The organism is Simiduia aestuariiviva (assembly GCF_014192475.1).
Lineage (GTDB): Bacteria > Pseudomonadota > Gammaproteobacteria > Pseudomonadales > Cellvibrionaceae > Simiduia > Simiduia aestuariiviva.
In genome coordinates, this window is record NZ_JACHXZ010000004.1 from 340,296 (window position 1) to 356,890 (window position 16,595).

At 57.2% G+C, this 16,595-nt stretch carries 19 protein-coding genes; 3 read left to right on the top strand and 16 right to left on the bottom strand.

Translation table 11 applies throughout. The features are described from left to right. Nucleotides 1-29: 29 nt before the first annotated feature. The 5 genes from FHS30_RS14470 to FHS30_RS14490 form a co-directional block, all read right to left on the bottom strand. The gene (locus FHS30_RS14470) at nt 30-584 is read right to left on the bottom strand and encodes a DUF1415 domain-containing protein (protein ID WP_183911224.1); all 555 of its coding nucleotides are present in this window, start codon (nt 582-584) and stop codon (nt 30-32) included. Between the two features lie 4 nt (nt 585-588). Then, nucleotides 589-1,125, bottom strand: coding sequence for a DUF2058 domain-containing protein (locus FHS30_RS14475; protein WP_183911225.1), 537 nt, complete (start codon nt 1,123-1,125; stop codon nt 589-591). Between the two features lie 16 nt (nt 1,126-1,141). Beyond that, a complete protein-coding gene (locus tag FHS30_RS14480; RefSeq protein WP_183911226.1) occupies nt 1,142-1,528 on the bottom strand; it encodes an MAPEG family protein in 387 nt (128 codons plus the stop codon). Between the two features lie 72 nt (nt 1,529-1,600). After that, nucleotides 1,601-2,347 carry a hypothetical protein gene (locus FHS30_RS14485; protein WP_183911227.1) on the bottom strand — a complete coding sequence of 249 codons (747 nt, stop codon included), beginning with the start codon at nt 2,345-2,347 and terminating at the stop codon, nt 1,601-1,603. Beyond that, a complete protein-coding gene (locus FHS30_RS14490; RefSeq protein WP_183911228.1) occupies nt 2,344-3,504 on the bottom strand; it encodes a methyltransferase in 1,161 nt (386 codons plus the stop codon). Before FHS30_RS14490 ends, FHS30_RS14485 begins: the two co-directional genes overlap by 4 nt. Nucleotides 3,505-3,535: 31 nt before the next feature. Between FHS30_RS14490 and FHS30_RS14495 the strand changes: the two genes are divergently transcribed. After that, on the top strand, nt 3,536-4,192 hold the full coding sequence (locus tag FHS30_RS14495; protein ID WP_183911229.1) for an alpha/beta hydrolase: 657 nt from the start codon (nt 3,536-3,538) through the stop codon (nt 4,190-4,192). A 22-nt stretch (nt 4,193-4,214) separates the two neighbouring features. Here FHS30_RS14495 and FHS30_RS14500 read toward each other — a convergent pair whose 3' ends face one another. Genes FHS30_RS14500 through FHS30_RS14510 form a run of 3 tightly spaced genes read right to left on the bottom strand, consistent with a single transcriptional unit; the run spans nt 4,215 to nt 6,731 of the window. After that, the gene (locus FHS30_RS14500; RefSeq protein WP_343049186.1) at nt 4,215-4,691 is read right to left on the bottom strand and encodes an MOSC domain-containing protein; all 477 of its coding nucleotides are present in this window, start codon (nt 4,689-4,691) and stop codon (nt 4,215-4,217) included. A 29-nt stretch (nt 4,692-4,720) separates the two neighbouring features. After that, the gene (locus FHS30_RS14505) at nt 4,721-5,539 is read right to left on the bottom strand and encodes a mechanosensitive ion channel family protein (RefSeq protein ID WP_183911230.1); all 819 of its coding nucleotides are present in this window, start codon (nt 5,537-5,539) and stop codon (nt 4,721-4,723) included. 31 nt (nt 5,540-5,570) lie between these two features. Beyond that, on the bottom strand, nt 5,571-6,731 hold the full coding sequence (locus FHS30_RS14510) for an ATP-binding protein (protein WP_183911231.1): 1,161 nt from the start codon (nt 6,729-6,731) through the stop codon (nt 5,571-5,573). Between the two features lie 143 nt (nt 6,732-6,874). Between FHS30_RS14510 and FHS30_RS14515 the strand changes: the two genes are divergently transcribed. Beyond that, entirely contained in the window at nt 6,875-7,903 is a 1,029-nt protein-coding gene (locus tag FHS30_RS14515) for a metal-dependent hydrolase (protein ID WP_183911232.1), read from the top strand. Here the strand turns inward: FHS30_RS14515 and FHS30_RS14520 are convergent. The 5 genes from FHS30_RS14520 to FHS30_RS14540 all read right to left on the bottom strand — a co-directional run bounded on the left by FHS30_RS14520 (nt 7,864) and on the right by FHS30_RS14540 (nt 12,094). Next, nucleotides 7,864-8,217, bottom strand: coding sequence for a DUF6164 family protein (locus FHS30_RS14520; RefSeq protein WP_183911233.1), 354 nt, complete (start codon nt 8,215-8,217; stop codon nt 7,864-7,866). The genes FHS30_RS14515 and FHS30_RS14520 overlap by 40 nt on opposite strands. Before the next feature lie 12 nt (nt 8,218-8,229). Beyond that, entirely contained in the window at nt 8,230-8,661 is a 432-nt protein-coding gene (locus FHS30_RS14525; protein WP_183911234.1) for a GNAT family N-acetyltransferase, read from the bottom strand. Beyond that, on the bottom strand, nt 8,651-9,229 hold the full coding sequence (locus FHS30_RS14530) for a tRNA-uridine aminocarboxypropyltransferase (RefSeq protein ID WP_183911235.1): 579 nt from the start codon (nt 9,227-9,229) through the stop codon (nt 8,651-8,653). Before FHS30_RS14530 ends, FHS30_RS14525 begins: the two co-directional genes overlap by 11 nt. Nucleotides 9,230-9,301: 72 nt before the next feature. Then, nucleotides 9,302-9,934: a hypothetical protein gene (locus FHS30_RS14535; RefSeq protein ID WP_183911236.1), complete on the bottom strand. Its 633-nt coding sequence runs from the start codon at nt 9,932-9,934 to the stop codon at nt 9,302-9,304. Nucleotides 9,935-9,988: 54 nt separating this feature from the next. Next, a complete protein-coding gene (locus FHS30_RS14540) occupies nt 9,989-12,094 on the bottom strand; it encodes a molybdopterin-dependent oxidoreductase (protein ID WP_183911237.1) in 2,106 nt (701 codons plus the stop codon). Nucleotides 12,095-12,247: 153 nt separating this feature from the next. Here FHS30_RS14540 and FHS30_RS14545 point away from each other — a divergent pair, with 153 nt between their 5' ends. After that, complete coding sequence (locus tag FHS30_RS14545; RefSeq protein WP_183911238.1) at nt 12,248-12,928, top strand: copper resistance protein B; 681 nt, start codon at nt 12,248-12,250, stop codon at nt 12,926-12,928. 8 nt (nt 12,929-12,936) lie between these two features. On the opposite strand, the gene FHS30_RS14550 is transcribed toward FHS30_RS14545, so the two are convergent. Genes FHS30_RS14550 through FHS30_RS17400 form a run of 3 tightly spaced genes read right to left on the bottom strand, consistent with a single transcriptional unit; the run spans nt 12,937 to nt 16,420 of the window. Continuing rightward, the gene (locus FHS30_RS14550) at nt 12,937-13,896 is read right to left on the bottom strand and encodes a D-Ala-D-Ala carboxypeptidase family metallohydrolase (protein ID WP_183911239.1); all 960 of its coding nucleotides are present in this window, start codon (nt 13,894-13,896) and stop codon (nt 12,937-12,939) included. A gap of 13 nt (nt 13,897-13,909) precedes the next feature. Further along, nucleotides 13,910-15,508 (bottom strand): L,D-transpeptidase family protein, encoded by a 1,599-nt coding sequence (locus FHS30_RS14555; RefSeq protein WP_246341380.1) that lies wholly within the window; start codon nt 15,506-15,508, stop codon nt 13,910-13,912. Nucleotides 15,509-15,550: 42 nt separating this feature from the next. Beyond that, on the bottom strand, nt 15,551-16,420 hold the full coding sequence (locus tag FHS30_RS17400) for a diguanylate cyclase (RefSeq protein ID WP_183911241.1): 870 nt from the start codon (nt 16,418-16,420) through the stop codon (nt 15,551-15,553). Nucleotides 16,421-16,595 lie beyond the last annotated feature (175 nt).

Here is a 16,595-nt window from a genome sequence, read left to right on the forward strand (position 1 = left end):
TCCGATTGATAGGTTGTTGGCAGTTCGCGCTAGGTCGCAAAAAGATACGGGAATAATTGTCTGCGCTGCGCTTCACTCAGCGCGCTGACTCTACGGATATTGTTTTCAGGGATAGCCTCGGGATCGGGGTATTGGTCCAATACTTTGGCCATGCTGTCTTCGCGCAACAAATGCAAGATGGGATAGGGCGCGCGATTGGTAAGATTTTCTGCGTCGTCGGGCGCGGTGTCGGCAAACTGATAGTGGGGGTGAAAGGTCGCCAATTGATACACACCCGTGTAGCTATAGCGCTCCAAGAGCCAGTCCGCCAAATTTAAAAAGTGATTGAAGTCGAAAAAATCCTGTAGGTGCTCGGGAATAATCAGCAGTGTAGTTTCCAACTGTTCAGCGGGTTGTTCATCGAGCAATTGACACTCGCGCAATAAATCGGCCATCACGGCTTCATCGTCGCGCGCACTCGACACTGCATAGCGAATGGTACCGGCGCGCTGCGGCTTGCGCGCAAAGGGGCACAGGTTTAACCCGATAACTACCGACGCCAACCATGCCTCGGTGGCCGCGACGACTGCTGGCGCGTCCGTCATGGTGTTACCACATTAAATCGTCGGGAATTTGGTAGTCTGCATAGGGATCGTCTTCGTTGTCGGGCTCCGCGTGTTTGGGCGCCAACACCACCATGTTTGGATCCCGCTCCAGAATTTTTTCGGCGATAACTTTGGGCACCAACTCAAAGCGCCCCTCAAGCCCTACGATCACCAATCGCCCCGCAATTAAGTGCGCTTGCACGGCAGCCGAGACATAGATTTTTTTGATTTTCTTTTCAAAGGTGAAATTGTAGGCGATGTCGCCATCGCCTTTGCTTTGCTTGTTGGTGTCGACCATCTGCTTAATTTGCGCGGCAATGGCTTTTTGTTGGGCCACGGCGTCGCGCTCGGCGTTCAGCGCACGGTCGCGGGCAATCTTTTCTGCACGCGCCTGCTCTGCGGCCAGTTTGGCTTCATCCACTTGAGGCTGTGACGATTTCTTGGCCACCTTTTGTTGCTTGCGCATATCTTTGCCCGCTTTTTTGGCAGTTTTTTTATCCACCAAGCCGGCTTTCAACAATTGATCTTGTAGGGAACTCATATCGATTAATCCAAATTTACAGTGCTAGCGCCATCAGCCACAGGCTGGCCGTTAATCCTACGCCCCAGACGAGGGAGCGCACCTTGTCCCAGTCGTACCAATAGAGCAACAGGTAACACACCCGCGCCACGATAAAAATGATACTCAGGGCATTCACCCATTGTTCAGACGCGCCCGCCCACAGCGCGGCTAACACGCCGGCGGCAAATAGCGGAAAGGCTTCAATGCAGTTGTGATGGGCCGCCAGTGCGCGGGCGCCAAAGCCTTGCAACCTCGCCTGTTGGGCCCGCGGGTTGCGGTTGTCGTAACGGCCATCCAAGCGCGCCATGGCAACGGCCACAGGGGCTTTGGATATCAGTATGAGCAATGCGGCGATGATTAAACACGCGATAGGTATGGACATACGGGCAGACTCTTGGGGAGTGTGGGAGCAAGAATAACAAGCCTATGGGAGCGGGCAAAGTAAAAGGCAAACTCAGGACTCGTGGTTTAGTCGATGGCGTTTGCGCAACAGGCAAAACGCCCACCACAAAGATGCAGCCATCACCACGGCACCCAGCCCAAAACTGGCGCGCGCGAGGGTCTGCGCCTGATCCAGCCAACCCAATTGGGTGAGCAGATTGCCCCAATCGTGACTTTCCTCGCCGGCACCACCCACGAGGGGCAGCCCGCGATAAGGGGCGTCGGCAATATAGGGAGCTAGATCCACCAAGCTCTGACCACACCACCACAACATGACGCTGGCAGCGTGGTTGTCGCGTTGCTGAAAACTGAATGCGCACAACAAGATCAACGGCAACATCACCTGAAACAGACTGCCACCGAGAATAGTCATGAAGCGACCAAAGGGCATGAACAGCACATGGCCAAATTCGTGAAAAGGCAAATTGATGTTGTGCATAAACGAACCGCCGATCACCTCCCAGTCGACGCCGTGCACCACAAACCACAAGCCCCACAACCCCAACAATCCACTCACTAGTGCTCGCCCCCACAGGTTATCCGTGGGCGAAGGCTCGGGCACCCACATGAAGTGCTCGCGCAAGCGGCTGCTCAAGTTGTGCGTAGCCGCCGGGGCTGTGGGCCCTGTGGCGGGCTCTGCGTCAGTCGGCGTCCGGGCCCGCCATTTATTGATTGCTATGCCGCACGCCGGGCACAGATCTGGATGCACCTGGGCATCTTTATGGGTGCGCTGGTAGTGACATTTTGGGCAAACGCTCATCGCTTTTTGACCTTCAGAACCACAAATTTTTCATTGGCTGCCACCTGCACCAGATTGCCAAAAATGCGCTTGAGGTGCACGTGATAACCCAAATGGCGATTGCCCACCACCCAAAATTCACCGCCCGTTTTCAAGGCGCGGCGGGCATCGTGAAACATTTGGTTGGCCACAAAACCGCCCACCACATTGTGTTGGTGAAAGGGCGGATTGCAAAAGATGTAATCGTACTGATCGGCGTTCGCACTGGCCATGCAATCATCGGCGATAAATTGACACTGGTCTGCACGCTGCGGAAAGTGGTCACACATATTTTGTTTTGCAGAGGCCAAGGCCATGTGCGATTCGTCGTAAAAATCGATATGCGCCTGGGGCATCTGCTGCGCCACTGCCAGCCCCACTAGGCCGTTGCCGCAACCCAAATCGGCAATGTGTAGCGGCGCCTCGGCGCGCGGCAATTGCTGCAAAAAAAAGCGCGTGCCGATATCGATTGACGCGCGGGAAAATACGTTGGCGTGGTTGCTGAGCGTGAGGTTTCGCGCTTCGAAAGCATAGCGCAATGGGTAGGGCGAGCTACCCGATTGCCGACAGTTTTCTTGAGGCGTGCAAAAAATCAAACGCGCTTTTTTCTTGGCCAGCGATGTGGCGGTGGTGCCCAGCAGTTTTTCGAACAGGTCGAAGGCTCCCGCGCTCATGTGCTTGACCATGCCCGCTGCAATCACTTGAGTAGACGCGCTGCACAGATGGCGATACCGGTATAACTGATCTTCCAAGAGCGATAAATTTTTGGGCAATTTAATGAGCAAATAATCCAGCGGCTGTTGCGGCGCATCTAGGCTGGTGTGCCACGCAATGTGCGCATCAGGTTTGTCATTTGCTAAAAGATTAGCGCGCGCGGCCCGCGCCGCTAAAAAGGAATCGGAGCAAAATGCGATGGCAGTATTGGTGGGCAAAGCGGTGACCAGGGCGCCGAAGGCGTCGTTGGCAATCAATAGGCGCGCGCCGTCGGCCACGCCCTGCTCAGCTAAATGCGCGAGCAATAATTCATCGGCGGCGTCCCAGGCTTGCAGGTTTTGCTCTGTGCGACTGTGGCTGCGCGACGCGCGCGTGAGCGTCAGATCGCCAAAGGCACAGGAAAAGCAGTTATCATCAGCAGCCATGACACACCCCAAAAATTTCCGGACAGTATAAATGAATTACCTGCCTCACATTACCGTCGAAACCGCTCCCAACCCCACTGCCAGCGTCATTTGGCTGCACGGGCTGGGCGCCAGTGGCCACGATTTTGAACCCCTGGTGCCGCATCTGGGGCTCACGGATTTAGCGGTGCGCTTTATTTTTCCGCATGCACCGCAAATTCCCGTGACCATAAACGGGGGCTATGTGATTCCCGCGTGGTACGACATCTTGGCCATGGACTTCGAGCGCAAGATCGACGAGGCGCAGATTCAATCCTCCAGCGACGCCATCGCCGCGCTGATCGAGCGGGAAATTGCGCGCGGTATTGCCAGCGATAAAATCCTGCTGGCGGGCTTTTCCCAGGGCGGCGCAGTGGCCTACCACTGCGGGCTCAGCTTTGCCAAACCCCTAGCCGGCATTTTGGCGCTATCGACCTATTTCGCCACCTGGAAGAGCCTCACCCCCAGCGCCGCCAACGCCCAGATACCCGTGTTTTTATTTCACGGTGATCGCGATGATGTGGTGCCCGAGGCCATGGGCATAGAAGCGCGCCGCCGCCTGCAAGACATGGGCTTGGCGCCGCACTACCAAACCTACCCCATGGCTCACGAAGTGTGCATGGACGAGGTGCAGGACATTGCGGGTGCAATTAAATCGCTGTTGAAATAGCGCGGCCTTACAGCGGCGTTCGTTACAGCGGCGTTAAGGTATCGCCCATTCGAATCACGCCCGAGTGCAGCACCCGTGCGGTGATGCCGCCGTGGCCACGCAGGGCGTTGTAACCGCCTGCACCCAGTACCTCTTCCATGCGCGAGCAGGGGTGCGCCAAGCCGGTGTAGGCCAAGACTGCCGAGCCCAAACGGAATTGACGATCTTTTAGCGCCGTAAGGTTGATACCGGAGATGGCAATATTGCGGCGCAGCCGCGCGGGGTCGAGGGCGCCCAGGCCCAGTAGACTGGCGACCACGGGCAGATGTTCCCACTGAATTAACGTCACTTGGCGCTTGCCGCCTTTGGAGCCATAGCGATCGCCCGTCAAACCCCGATCGGCCAGCGCTTCGACGGCATCCACCACCGCCATGGGCTCGCGCCGCGCCGGTCGCACCGCCAACCATTGCACGCTGCCAGTTTGGTGGTGGTTGCCCATTAACTGTTCGAGTGTCTGCACCCTGCCCCCAACCCTCAAAAACTCATGCGCTAAGCCGCATTGACTGGCTCAAAGGGCAGCGGCCACAGGCCCGCCGTTTTGTAGGCGTCGATTACGCGCACGTGGATGTCGGTAGCAAAACGCCGCTCCAGTCGCACATCCAACACATAGGCTTTGATGGTGATGGTAAGCATCACCTGACCCATGACATTTTCAGTGCCGAGCAATACCGCTACCGGCTTCTTCAAGAAACAGTAGGGTGAGCAGAGCGTGGCCTCGCGCGCCAATTGCATGGCGCGCTGGTGATCAGAGTGCGCAGGCAACTGCAAAGTGACCGCAATTTGCTCATCCAACGCGCCGCTGTTGGAATTGGATACCGCCGTCTTGAGCGCCTCGGCATTGGGCACCATGACGGTATTGTCATCGAAGGTGCGCAGCCAAGTGACACTCCACTCCAGTTTGATCACCTCGCCGTAGTGGCCCGCCAGATTCACCATATCGCCCACCCGGTAGGGCGGATTGATCATGATAATGAGGCCCGACACCATGTTTTTGATGGGCTCTTGGGTGGCCAAACCCAGTGCCAAACCGGCAGACCCCATGATCGCGAAAAGCACGCTGGCGTGGGGTTGAATAATGCCGACCACGGCGTAGAGCACCACGGCGCTCCAAATGATCACCCGCGTGAGCGGGTAGATGCGGTTGATCAGCAAGCGGTGCCGCGGAAACTGTAAGGCCAGCTGCTGCAACAGGTACAACATGAGGGTCAGCAGCAGCCACGCCGCGGCCACCAACAGCGCTATCGCCATCAACTTGCCGGGCGAAAACAGCGTTAAAAACTTTTCAAGCGCTTCACTGGGCATTTCCATAGGTCAATTCTCTGTCCGTCATTCGCCGCGTTTAATAGAGCCGATTGGCGTTTACCAAGTGCTGTACCGTGGCCTGCGCCATGAGCGGTGCCAACCGGTAATTGGATTGATCGCGCACCAACAGGCCCAACTGGCGCAGCTGCTCTAGGCGCACCAAACTTTGATCGGGCGCTAGCCGAAACAGGGTTTCGTGCTCCACCTTGTGGAGCCCGCCGTGGGCGTAAATCTCAGCGAGGCTAAACAATTCATCATCGGCACAGCTCTTGAGGCCGGCGACATCAAGGCGCGGTATATCTTCCAGGGCCAATAGCTGGCCCTGCTCTTCAACTATCAGCGCCTGCAACAACAAAAAGTAACCCAGCTGGGGATGGCCTTCGGCGTGGTCGTGCAAGAGCGAAAAATATGGCGCGAGCGGGTCGCGCTCCCCCTCCTTCAGCCCTACGCGCACTTGCCATTGGTAACCCAAGCCGTACAAGCGCGCCTCTACCGATTGGGTAAGCTCTGGCTCGGTGAAGTATTCAATCTCCACCACGTGCACAAACAGGCGATGACAACCGTACATAAAACACAGCCGCCGCCACGCTTGTTTGGCGCACGCCAATACCCAGCAGTGGCGCTCCTGGGTCGCCAGCAACACCGCCCCCAAGGTTTGCAAGGCTGCGCCATTGCCCATCTTGCGCGCCAACAGCATGTGGCCGTCGTCTAACAGGATAATGCTAGGCGGTAGATTGTTGATCAACTCGATGGCGGCGCTAGTGCTGGTGGGTGCAGTGTCTAGGCTGAACACCGATTGCAGCAGACGCATGACATCGGCATGGGAGCAGGGCCGGTGCGGCAAACTCAAATAGCTGACCCGCTCTGCCTGTTCGCGCAGTTGATTGAGGGTTGACGTCAACCCACAACCCGGTGGCCCCACCAGCACCGCCAGCCGGCCGTTGCCCTCGCGCCATTGCGCCACTACTTTTTCCAGCGCTGCCAAGGCCAACTCACGCCCGACGAAGCGCGGGTCCTGCCACGCCAAGGGATCGGGCGCAAAGGCCTGCAACACTGACTCGGGCAGCGTCTCCAATTGCTGCAGGCGCAATTGGCCGAGTCGCGTCGGGCTCAACAGCGCGCCGGTATCTTCAATGGGCTTTGGGCTGTGCCATTTGTCATACAACGCTTGCCCGCGGGCGCGCAGTGCTTTGAACATGAACATTCCTTGCTAAACGTGGCTGTAACCAAGTGTACCGAGTGGCGCCCATCATACGATCTCTATCCGGTCGGCGCATGGGGCTGGCGGGTTTTTGCCGGGCGTTTTACAGTGGCCGCACTCTTTTTGTGTGTGACATTAGTATGGACCCCGTAACTCAAGGCGTCTTGGGCGCCACCTTGCCGCAGAGCACCGCCAAAGCCAAAACCCTTGTGGGCGCCACCGTTATCGGCGGTATCGCCGGCATGACCCCGGATTTGGATGTGTTGATCCGCTCCAGCACCGACCCCCTGTTGTTTCTGGAATTCCATCGACAATTCACCCACTCGCTGCTGTTTATTCCCATTGGTGGACTGGTGTGCGGCTGGCTATTGCACTGGCTGCTGGGGCGGCGTCTGCGTTTGAGTCTCAAACAGTCGCTGCTGTTTGCCACGCTTGGCTATGCCACCCACGCGCTACTGGATGCCTGTACCACCTACGGCACCCTGCTGTTATGGCCCCTGTCGGACCAGCGCTTCGCGTGGAACACAGTGTCGATCATCGATCCGCTGTTTACTTTACCGCTGTTGGTGTTGCTGCTGTTTGGACTAGTGCGGCGCAATCCTCGCTGCGCCCAACTGGGTGTGGTGTGGGCACTGTGTTACTTAAGTTTGGGCGCGCTGCAGCGCGAGCGCGCCGAGGCCGCCGGTTGGCAGCTGGCGCAGGCGCGGGGCCACGTGCCGGTGCGTCTAGAAGCCAAACCCACCTTCGCCAACCTGTGGCTGTGGAAGCTGGTGTACGAAACCGATCAGCACTTTTATGTGGACGCCGTGCGCGTGCTGGGCCAGCCCAAAGTGTACCCCGGCGATCGCTTGCGCAAGCTCGAGGTAGTGCGCGATTTTCCGTGGCTGGATCAACACAGCCAACAGGCGCGCGACATCGCACGCTTTCACTGGTTTTCCAACGGCTACGTGGCGGTGGATGATCAACACCGCGTGGTGGATGTGCGCTATTCGCTGGTACCCAACCAGATCAAACCGTTGTGGGGCATTGTGCTAAACCCCCGTGCCGATGCCGATGCGCACGTGGCCTATTTTACGGAGCGCGACAACAGCCCGCAGGCCCGCGCCGCCTTCTGGACGCTGCTCACGGGTCAGGACCAAGCGCCAGTAAAGGGCATGACGGATAAATAAAGTATCGCGGCCACCGCCAGGAGCGCCGCGATGAATCGCAGCGGCTGGCGCGCAAAGCGCTGGGCCAAACTCTCCATCCCGGCTTCGGCCAATTGTGCTTGGGCCTCGGCCCGATGCTGGGCTTGGTAGTCGGCCAAAAGGGCGTCAGCGCGAGCTTTGTCGGCCTCGTGGGTAAGCCAAATGGCCGCCAAAGACAAACCCCAATTGCCGGCATCGGTTTCGTAGAAGCTGATATCGGCGTCGTTGAGCAGCGTGCGCACGGCCTCGGCTTCGGGCGCGGGTACATCGTGCAATTTAAAATACAAACAACCCATGGGGAATTTCCGTCAGTTAAAACACATGGCAATGAGTTCGGGAGTCTTGCGCTGATAGGCCTGCCAGCGGCCTACTAGCGGGTCTGGCATGTCGTTTTTTTGCACCTGCTGGAAGCCCGTATGGGTATAGAGTGGCGCCAATTGGGGCTCACAGAACAGGTAGGTGTAGCGGCGGCTGAAATCGACGCGGGCCTCCTCGAGTAGACGCCGCGCAATGCCTCGGCAACGCCACTCGGGGTCTACCAATACACCGGTCACTAGGTGCTCACCCGATGGCAATGGCCGCAGGCGCAAGGCCGCCACTGTCTGACCCTGCCACTGGGCGGTCCACACACGCTCATCCGCTCGGGCCTTTAAGCGCTTGTCGACGCGCTTATAAAACGCATTCGCCAAGGGCAAATCCAGCCCCTGACGGCGAGTAAATTCCAGTGCTTCAAGGTTCATAACGCTGCCTGACGTCCTCCGGCATAAAGCCTTGCATCCGTTCCACCCACAGCGCCTGCAACTGATTGAGGGCGCTGTAGTCCGCCGACTCCACACAGTTTAGCCCATAGGCAATGGCCTCTAGCGTGGACAAGCCACCCGCCCGTGAGGTTTTGCGCAAGCGGTAATCGCCCTCCGGCGCCGCGTCGAAGTGACAGCGCGGCAACGCCTGCAGCCACGGATTGAGCTGCAGTATTTTATAGGCTTTGCGCCATGTGGCATCAATGAATATCAACAGCTCCGGCGGCGCCACCTGCTCGAGGGTGGCACTGGTGTCGTCCGGGTAGCAGAGCAGCGCGCGACGCGAGCCAATCCATTGTGGCAGGTCGGCAAAATCCTGGGGCGACTCCCCCACCCGCACCTGTATTTCGGGTAGGCATAGACGCGCCAAACGCAGGGTGTTTTTCGGGTGGCGCACTTCGTCGGGGTGTTGCAATACCAAGAGCTCGGTAGCCGCACGCAAAGGCACGGCGCTGGCGCACAAGCAGGCCGTGGCAGAAAGTCGGCAGTGGGGACAGAGGGCGCGCATGGCGAAGGTTCACGATTGGGGTGGGCTAGTTTACCCCCCTGCTGGCGCAGACAACAGGGGCCCAATCTTTCGTTATTTCAGCGGGCCAACCCGCGCTAATTGCGGCGCACGCACCAGCGCACGCGCGGCTGATAGCGTGGCCTCTGGGTCGGGCTCGGGCGGCAGCAACGGCAAATTTGCACATTGGTAGGCAGCCAAGGCCAATTCGACGCCATCGACCTCCGGTGCCAAACGCTCTCGCCAGCCGGGTCTGGCGGTTAACCCGCTCAACAGGTGTGCGCGAGCCAACTGCCGCTGGGAGGCGCTCATCTTCAGGCTGGGTTTAGCCTTGTACAATTCCACTGAGCCCGAGAAATCTTCTAAACAAGCCGACAAGAGTCGCGCGTTGACGCCGGTAGCAGTCTGTTCGAACACCATGACTCGATCGCCCCAGCGAGCGATCAATCCCAAGTGCTCGGCGGCGCCACCGTTCAATCGACGCCAGTGCGCCAACCAACCCCGTGGCCGAAACAACAGCACATCGCCATCCAGCAAGTGCGGCCGCAAGGCCATGTAATTGAGGCAACCGGTAACTGGATCCTTGGCGAAGGGATTGATCTTTTTAACCTGCGCCGCTCGGCGTTGACCGGGCGCACGAGACCGAATGAGGGTGGGGTCTGCGCCCGGTACAACTGCCGCGCGCGCAGGTTCGGCTCGCTGCTCCATGGGAATACTTCACTGTGGTCAAAAGACGGACGATGCTAGCACGGCGCTGGTGGCCTAGGCTGTGACCGGCTCCACTTTTGACTCGGCAATGGCGCTAACTGTGACGGGCACACCATTTACAGCGGCGTTGCCCGACACACTGTCGAGCGCCATATGGTCCGTGAGGTCGTTGGCACTCACGCCGGCATGGCGAGACGCCACCTGCGTGCCAATGCCAGCTCGATGGTGGCCAAACCCATGGGGCAAACTGACCACACCCGGCATCAAATCTTCACAGGCCTGCACCTTGGCCTGGACCTTGCCGATGCGACTGGCAATGGCCACTTGCGCACCGTCCACAATGCCGCGCGCGGCCATATCGACGGGGTGCATGAACAGCTGATCGCGGGGCTTGCCCTTTACCAACCGGTGGTAGTTGTGCATCCACGAGTTATTGGAGCGCATGTGGCGACGGCCGATGAGCTGTAGCGCGGAATCGGGCGTTGCCGGGTTGGGGAGTTCGCGCACCGCTTGCAGAAATGGTTCAGGCGCCAATTCGATGGGTTGCTCGGCGCTAAAAAGCTCCGCCATGCGCGGCGCCAAGGGACCGAGATCCACCCCACTCGGCTGGTCGCGCAATTGCGCGAGCGACAGCCCGTAGGCACCGGCTTGGAGCATGTGATCCAACATCTGCGCCGGCGGCACCACTGGTTTAACGGCTTGCCCCTTGCGCGCGCGCAGCGCATTGCCCAGCTCGGCAAAGATTTCCCAATCGTGACGGGCGGTTTCGGGCTTGGCAAACAATGCCTCTGAGTAGCGGGCGGTATTGCGCACCGCCAGCGCCAGAAAAATAAGGTCGTAGTGATCGCGTTCTAGCGGCGAGGCGGGCGGCAAAATCACGTCGGCGTGGCGGGTGGTCTCGTTGAGGTAAAAATCCACTGCCACCATAAAATCCAATTGCGCGAGCGCCTGATCGAGCTGGCCGCCATTGGGAGTAGAAAGCACGGGGTTGCCCGCGATAGTCACCATTGCGCGCACCTGCCCTGCGCCCGGTGTCAGTATTTCATCGGCCAGGGTGGCGGCGGGAAACTCGCCGGCAAACGCCGGCAGACCGCGCACCCGCGAATGGCGCTTACCCAGCTCTTGCGGATTGCTGCCTGGCGCCGCTGGATCGATGGCTGGGCGCGTCAACAATAAACCGCCCTCCACATCCAAATGCCCGGTGACGATGTTGAGCAGTTGAATGGCCCACTGGCACAGACTGCCGTGGGCTTGGGTGGAGACACCCATGCGTCCATACACAGCTGCCTTCGGCTCGCGTGCCAACTGTTCCGCCAAATTTTCGATGGTGCGAGCAGTGATGCCGGTGTGCTGTTCGGCCAACGCAGGCGTGAAGGGCGCGAGGGCATCGGCGAGTGTGTCTATCCCCGCCACATAGGGTTGTAGATGGCCGAGATTCACCAATTGCCGATCAAACAGGTGGTGCAACATGGCTAGCAAAAAGTAGATATCTTTGCCCGGTGGCATGGGCAAGTATTGGTCGGCGAGTTTTGCAGTTTCCGTGCGGCGCGGGTCCACCACAATGAGTTTGCCACCGCGGGCCTGCAACGCCTTGAGGCGACCCGGCATATTGGGTGCTGTCATCACACTGCCGTTAGACGCCAAAGGGTTGGCGCCCAACATCAGCAACCACTGGCTGCGGTCTAAATCTACGATGGGAATGCGCAGCCAATGGCCATACATTAACCGGCCCACTACATGATGCGGCAATTGATCTACCGAGGTCGCCGAAAAGCGGTTGCGGGTATTGAGCACGCGCGTGGTCATACCGGAATAGAGCCAGGTACCCACCGAGTGAATGGCGGGGTTGCCGGCGTAGACCGCCACGCTGTCGTCGCCGTGTTGCGCCTGCACCCGGGTTAAGCGCTCGGCCACATGGTCGATGGCCTCGGCCCAACTCACGGCCCGCCAGCCCTGCTCGGTTTTTATATGCGGCTCGCGCAGGCGATCCGGATCGGTGTGAATATCTTGCAGAGCCACCGCTTTAGGACAAATGTAGCCGCGACTCAAGGGATCGTCCTTGTCGCCTTTAATGCTAAGAATCTGCTCGCCTTCGGATTCAATCTCGAGCCCGCAAATGGCTTCGCAGAGGTGGCACGCGCGGCGGTGAATGTGTGTCATGTTAGCCAGACCTCCTGTCAGACTCTGCATAGTAACCATTATTGTTTGCACAGCCCAATGGCACGCGGTATAACGCGCCATTCGTACCACTAAGCTATAACTGGTTAGCACTTTCGGCTGATTTATGGCGGCCACTCACCCAAGGATCACCGCGTGAAACCATCGCTACTGTTTACAAGTTGCCTTATCGCCAGCATGTCTCACGCCTGGGCAGACAGCGCACAATTCTCTGGCGAATTCGATCAGCTGGAGGCTCGAAGTCAAGGTTTGCTCCTGTGGGATGGCGAATTGTTTTTCGGCAATGCCAGCAATCGCGCGCTCGTCCTTAAAACCGCAGCCGAATTACCCAATCGCCTGCTGGGTTCACACGAGCTTCAACTCTTGGTACAAACCGCCCTAAATAATCGGTGGCAGGTGCGCGCCGGGGTGCGCATGGATACCTATCCGGATCCCACCCGAAGCTGGGGCGTTGTTTCGTTCACTGGGGAAAACGCGCTGGGCACCGCCCTAGAAATTACCGGCTTTGCCCATGGCGAAAATCAGAGCCTGCTGCTGGGCGCAGAACATGTCTTCCAGCTCAAGCCCCGCCTCGAATTGATTCCAAAGGCGGAGGTGGTTTTCAATAGCCACGATGATGTGGCAACGAGCGTGGGTGCAGGGCTAAGCACATTGGAGTTGGGTGCGCGGCTGCGTTATCACTACACAGCCGCGGTCAAACCCTACGTGGGTATTAACTGGATTACCAGTTACGGCAACTCCCGCGATCTGCTCAATGCCGAAGGTGCGCGCGCACAAAACTTTACCCTGCGCGCAGGATTCAGTTGGGCGTTTTAACGCGCCCCTTAATCCAAGCCCCAGCGCGCCTGAGAACCGCGCACATCCACATGCACAAATGGCCCGTGCGCGCTGTTGCTGTTGTAACGGCCCACTCCGCCCACCAAATCTTTTCTGCCAGTACGACGCACAATTCCGTCGGCGCGCTCATACAGGAGCGTGGCATCTTTTAGATCGACTTTACCGTCGCCATTTAGGTCATCCATCACGCCGTCTTTAGGCGATACATCCACATACACATCTGCCGCGCCGCCGTACAAATGCCGACTGGCTGATACATTGCCGATGGCGCGATTGTAGTGGGGCGTGCGATACCCACTCATGACCACCAAGCCATCGGTGGCGATGCCCTGCGCGTTGATATCTTGCAACAACAGCTCAAGTTTTTGCAGCAATCGCGGGCGCAACACTAGGTATTTTGGATAACCGCTCGCCTGCTTGCAAAGAAACTGGCCCAAGGTAAAGTGGGGTGAAACTTTCAGATCCAACATGTTTGGCTGCACTTCAATGTAACCGATGGGCGCTGCGTAACTTTTTAAACCGTGGCGCGCGGGCGGATAATCGCCAATGCGGTAGCCGTTTAATTTACCCTCAACTATTTCGGAGGCTGGCACCATCACAAATATTTGCAGCGCGATTTGCCGGGCGCTGCCCAGCTGCCGAACAATCAATGGGTAATAACCCGCCTTTGATGGCGCTGCCCAATTGATTTTTCCCTGCACACTTTTTACCTGCGTGGTGCCTAGATCCAACTCATAGGTATGATCATCCGCAAACGATAGGGTAATAACTTGGTTGGGCAGCACGGGTTGAAAGGTAATGGCACTATCGATTTTTCGATCATTGATGGCAGCCGAAAATGGTGCCAACTGCGCATCGAAAGCATGAGCTTTTGCGGCAATTATTAGCAACGCAATGGCTGCACTAACACGCACAAAGGCAGATATGAAAGCATTCACTCGATTCATGTAAAAGACGCTCCTAGTGCGCCGCTGGGGGAGAAAGGGGTTGTATCAGCGATTCGTATAAGACCCGGTCGCGCTGATAGATATCGTTTCGAAAGTAGAGTGTATTGCGACTATCGACCCACGCAGTCCAATACTCGATATGCACAGGTACCGGCGTTTTTAGCGGCACCGTTTTAGTTACGCCGGACGCCACTAGCTGATCAATTTGTTCCCGAGTCCAGCCCTCCTCTTTCAACAACAGCTCGGCGAGCAGCAGTGGATCGGCAACCCGAATGCAACCGGAGCTGAAAGCGCGCTGGTGTTTATCAAAGAGCTCTCGCGCCGGGGTGTCGTGCAAGTAGACGTCATGACTATTGGGAAACATAAACTTTACTTGGCCGAGTGCGTTTAATGGACCCGGCGCCTGCACTAATCGAAAGTTAAAATTTTTCGCGTTTACGGTCGCCCAATCCACAGTGCTGGGGTCGACAATGTCCTGACTGCCGCCGCGATACACCGTAAAGCCGTACTCGGCAAGATAATTTGGATTCGCTTTAATCTCCGGTAATTTGTCTTGAATGGCCAGCTTTGCCGGTACTGTCCAGGTGGGATTGAAAACCAAATATCGAATTTTATCGGAGAACACGGGCGTTTTCCGGTAATCACGACCAACGATCACTGGCTGTTGCAAAATGCGATCGTCATTTTCAATTACCCGTAGATCAAAGCCTGCAATATTGACCAACAGAAATTTCTTACCCAAATCACTATCGAGCCAGCGCCAGCGCTCTAAGTTCACCATTATCTGCACAGCGCGCTCAGCGGGCGTCACATTCAACGCTCTAAAGGTTTCCGGGCCGATATCGCCATCTTGTTGCAGTCCGTGACGACGCTGAAAATTTCGCACCGCTTCAATTAAATCGGCATCTAAACTGCTGCCGGACCACTGGACATCCAAATCGCCCAGCAGTTGCAGACGCCGCGCAATATCGGGCAATCTACTGTCGCGACCCTCGCGCTTTATGGAGGGTCGCAGCGAAAATGCCGGCCAGGGCTCAGTTGCAAGTGCGCGCATTTGAGCGAGCGCATCGATCAAGCGCCGATAGCGGGCTTGCTGAGGCCTCGCGCTATCGAGCACCGTTGCCAGCGCTTGCCCTGCCGCCATTTTTTCTAAAAAAACCAAGCCCTGATCACTTACCAAGGGCGCGCGCCATTGTTCAGCCACTTGATTGGGATCGGTTTTACCGGCGCTGAGATGATTCACCAGCGTTAAAAACCGGTCGCTCAGCAGCAGCTCGGCGTCTAGCAATTCAGTGCTCAGCGCTGCTGGTTCGCGCAGCCACTGAACGAACAGCGCTGCCGAATAATCCTCTGGCAGTAACCCTTCATTGCCGATGCTATCGATTTCATGGATCAACTGTTTTGCTTGCTCTGTCAATCCATTTTCGGCAACCCACAACGTTTTAAAACCACGGGCCTGATAAAAGTGAATTAACGCATGGGAGTGGTACAACGGCTGGCCCAGGGCGACGGCAGGAAACCCGGCCTGCCATGCCTCTACACGCTGATAGAGGTCATTACTGGCCCATGTACCGGAGGCAAGCACGCAGAGCCACAGGCACGCGACTAACATTCGCTTCACTAATTTTTCCTTGTCTTTAAACATCATAGAACGTTATGGCCGAGGCTCGATAACGGTATTTGGCGGCTCAATGTGTTCACACAGCAAACCGTTTTTTCCGCTTCGCTTAACGCGGTACATCAATTCATCGGCATATTTAATGAGCGCGCCAACAGGCAGTTCGGGTTTATGGCAGCTGACCGCACCGATGCTCACTGAGGCTGAGCCAGGAAATTGTTTGAGTCGCTTGTTGAGTGCACTCTGTAAATTGGTTAACGCCTTTAACGCGGCCGCTTTGTCCGTTTGCGGCAAAATGACAGCGAACTCATCCCCGCCAAGTCGCGCAATGGTATCTACCCGGCGCAATGTCTTTTGGCTAGTGACCACAATTTCTTTTAATAGCCTATCACCCAAATTGTGTCCACCCAGTTCGTTGACCGCTTTGAAATCATCAACATCCAAGTAACCTAGGCTTAGGGTTTGATCAAATCGGTGATGGCGCGCCAATTCATCCTCGAGCAGGGCATAGAATTGGCGATTGTTGATTGCCCCAGTCAGTCCGTCCGTGCGGGCCAGTTGCTGTTCTTTGACGAGTGCCTCCAAAATCAGACTTTGCATGTGGTTAAACAGCAGAAAGAAGCACAGCCTCACCAAGCCATTCCACAGTGAAATCCAAGGCTCGATTACCGTATGTGAAAGCAACTCAACGCCGTACCACACAGACGCGCAAAGCAAAGCCACCGCCACGCCAATGCGGTAGCCGAGCCAACGACCCGCCAGCATGACCGGCAACAGATAAAACAGGGAAAACGACAGCGCCACGCCCGTGGCGTAGTCGAGTGCACTAACCACTATCAAGCTGGAAACAACCAACAACCAGACCATAGATGGCTTTAAGTCAGTCCAATCTTTGGGTGGCCACACTGTGCCTACTCCTTGCTAAACCAAACTCTCCCCTGTTGACTGCCGCGTAAGCGCCTCAGCGCACCCAAGGGCGGGCTATACCCGTTTAATCTACGCGCGATTTACACAACCCGCCAGAGGATATAGAAAATAAAAAAGCCGGCGAACCGGCTTTTAGTTTGGCAAATGGAGTCTC